Genomic DNA, 3395 nt, shown 5'->3' with positions numbered 1-3395 from the left:
TTCGGCCCGGGCGTGCTGCCGCTGCACCTGCCGGTGCGCCTGCCGGCGGCGAACGGGGCCGCGCCGGGACACGGCGGCTACGGCGGCTACCGGCTGGTCGACCTGCTCTCCGCGGACGGCACCGGGAACAGCGCCGCCCAGGCAGCGGTGGCCGCCGCCCGTGGCGCCCTGATCGAGGGGATCATCGCCGAGAGCGAGGACGAGTCCCTGCTCGAGCAGTACCTCGCCGGGGAGCGGCTGGCACCGGGCCTGCTGCTCGGCGACCTGGAGACCGCGGTCGCCCGCGGCCGCTTCCACCCCGTCCTGCCCGTGGCCGGCCCGGCCGGTGCCGCCGGCGGCGGGAGCGGTGACATGCTGGGCGCCACCGAGCTGCTGGACCTGTTCACCCGGGCGTTCCCCTCCCCCGCCGAGCACCGCCTGCCGGTGAGCACCCGGCTCGACGGGTCGTCGGGCCCACCGCTGTCGGCCGACCCCGACGGCCCGCTGGCCGCCGAGGTCATCAGGACCACGACCGACCCCTATGTCGGGCGCATCTCGCTGGTCAGGGTGTTCTCCGGGACGCTGCGCGCGGACATGGCCGTGCACGTCTGCGGGCACGGCCGGGCCGAACGCGGCCATCCCGACCATGACGACGACGGGCGGATCGTGGGGATCTCCCGGCCGGCCGGGAGATCCGGACAGCAGCCGGCGCGGGCCGTCCGGGCCGGCGGTCTGTGTGTCGTGGCGAAACTGGCCACCGCGGAGACCGGCGACACCCTGTCCAGCCCGGACGACCCCATCCTGCTGCAGACGTGGTCGATGCCGCGGCCGCAGCTGCCCGTGGCGATCCGCTCGCGGACGAAGAGCGCGGAGGACAAGCTGTCGACCGCGCTGGCCCGCCTCGCCGCGGAGGACCCGAGCCTGACGGTGGAGTACGGCACCGAGACCGGCCAGCTCGTGCTGTGGTGCATGGGCGAGGCGCACAGCGACGTCGTCGTCGAGCGGCTGCGGGCCCGCTACGGCGTGGACGTCGACCGGGTGCCGCCGCGGGTCCCGCTGCGGGAGACGCTGCGCGGGCCGGCGCGGGGCACCGGCCGGCACGTCAAACAGTCCGGCGGCCACGGCCAGTACGCGATCTGCCACGTCGCGGTGGAGCCGCTGCCGGCCGGCAGCGGCCGGGAGTTCGTCGACGAGGTGGTCGGCGGCGCGGTCCCCCGGCAGTTCATCCCCTCGGTGGAGAAGGGCGTGCTGCGCCAGCTCGACCTCGGGGTGGCGGCCGGATATCCGCTCGTCGACATCCGGGTACGGCTGGTCGACGGCAAGGCCCATTCGGTGGACTCCTCCGACATCGCCTTCCAGGCCGCCGGGGCGCTGGCGGTGAAGAACGCCGCCCGGGCCGCCGGGATCGTCCTGCTCGAGCCAGTGCTCGCTGTCTGCGTGCTCGCCCCCGACGAGCACATCGGCCCGGTGACCAGCGACCTCGCGGCACGGCGCGGCCGGGTCGTCGGCATCGAGCCGGTCGGCGCCGGGCAGGCCGGCGGGCAGGCCGGCGGGCAGGCAGCGCACGGGAGTGGTGCGGGCCGGACCCTGGTGCGGGCCGAGGTGCCCGAGAAGGAGATGCTGCGGTACGCGGTGGACATCCGTTCGCTGACCCAGGGCACCGGCACGTTCACCCGTGACCATCTGCGTTACGAAGCGGTCCCCGAGCACATCGCCGCCGAACATCTCGGCGACAGGCCCGGCGAAACCGGATAGCACCGGTTTCGCCGGGCCCGAGCCCGCGGTGGGCCCGGATCAGTACCGGTCCGGGCCCACCCCGCCGTGCCGTCCCCCGACCGCCTCCTGGCGGGCACGGGAAACCCGTTGGCGGGTACGGGAACCGGTCCCGGCCCCGACAGCCGCCGGGACGCGGCATCAGTGAACGCGGCCCTGAGAAACACGGGGGAACGCGAGGAAAACAGCGCCGAAAAACATCACCGGAGACAGCCGTGCGCGGCGCACGGGGGAACCGTGCCGGCCTGCCGGCGGGGACCGGCGCCTATTCGGTTTCCTTCCACGCGGCGGCGGTGATCTCGCGGGTCTGGCCCAGCAGCGCGGGCAGGACTTTCGTGCCGCCCACGACCGGCATGAAGTTGGTGTCACCGCCCCAGCGCGGCACGACGTGCTGGTGGACGTGCTCGGCGATACCGGCGCCCGCGACAACGCCGAGATTCATCCCGATGTTGAAGCCGTGCGCGCCACTCGCCCGTCGCAGCGCCCGCAGCGCGTGCTGGGTGAACAGGGCCATTTCGGTGGTTTCGGCGTCCATCAGGGCGGCATAGTCCGGAATATGCCGGTACGGCACGATCATGAGATGCCCGGAATTGTACGGGTAAAGGTTGAGAACGGCGTACACGGTCTCGCCTCGGGCGACGACCAGCCCGTCCTCGTCCGACAGGGACGGGATCTCACAGAACGGGCACTGCTGGCCGGCGGGCCGCTCCCCCTTGACATACGCCATCCGGTGCGGTGTGTAGAGGCGGCGGAACGCGTCCGGGCTGCCGACGCCGTCCTGCGCCTCCAGCGAGACACCCTCCGGTGCGCTCGGGGTCACGTCCACGAACTGCCCGTTCCCGCGCCGCCCACGGGCAGCGCGATGCTCGCGGGCGGCATGCTCACGGGTGGCCTCGCAGACGGCGCGGTCACGGACCTGGGACCACCCTGGTGGTGTGTCACTGGCGGGGCCTCCCGATGTGTCCGGAAGCTGGCTGGGCACGCGCGCCGGCTGGACGGGGCTGGAGACGGCGCTTCCGCCAGCCGCGCCACGGCCCGCGCATTGATGTACACATCTACCTACTCCGCCCCGGGCGCCGCGTCAAAACACCGCTACGCCCCAGGATGCCCGGTTGGGCGCCGCGCCACCAGCCACGAGATGCGCACAGAAGCCGACCACAGGTCACCACGCCTCGGCCGGCCGCCCGCGACCCCACGCCGCGATCGATGAACTTCTTGTCAACCACAGGAGAGGTTGACGACGTGGGGGGGTCGCCGTCAACCTCTCTCCGGTAGCGTAAGCCGTTTCAAACCATGGCGCCCGCACTATGACCAGAATCATTCAGCGTGTCGCCACCAGGACGCACCGTCACTTCTGCTCGCGCAACGTACCCGTTGCCGGCCCTGGAACCACAGCAGGGTGGATAGGAGTTGTCCCCACAGTGACCGGGGGCCCCGGGCCCGGTCCCGGTAAGCCGACCGGACCGGCTGCCGGAGGAGCCCCGGCCACGAAAGGCACATGATCGCGTCACCTTCGGCCCGCCGGGCACGCGCCGCCCCGCGTCCCGGCGCCGGATGCGTACCGCGGCCTGGGCCTGACGGACGCCGTGCCCCGACCCGCCGAACCGGGAGTAGACGATGACATCATCCCAGGCCAGAGCCGT

General features: G+C 73.0%; 2 protein-coding genes. One reads left to right on the top strand and one right to left on the bottom strand.

Annotated elements, in window-relative coordinates; translation table 11 throughout:
* The coding region (locus AC5LSR_RS12595) for an elongation factor G-like protein EF-G2 (protein ID WP_493468487.1) at positions 1–1734 on the top strand (1734 nt) is incomplete at its 5' end.
* A gap of 283 nt (positions 1735–2017) precedes the next feature.
* On the opposite strand, the gene AC5LSR_RS12590 is transcribed toward AC5LSR_RS12595, so the two are convergent.
* Positions 2018–2578: an HIT family protein gene (locus AC5LSR_RS12590; protein ID WP_250283912.1), complete on the bottom strand. Its 561-nt coding sequence runs from the start codon at positions 2576–2578 to the stop codon at positions 2018–2020.
* Positions 2579–3395 lie beyond the last annotated feature (817 nt).

Source organism: Protofrankia sp. CiP1_Cm_nod4 (genome assembly GCF_982290645.1).
The sequence above is the reverse complement of the archived record's forward strand: the minus strand, read 5'-3'. Positions and strand labels throughout refer to the sequence as shown.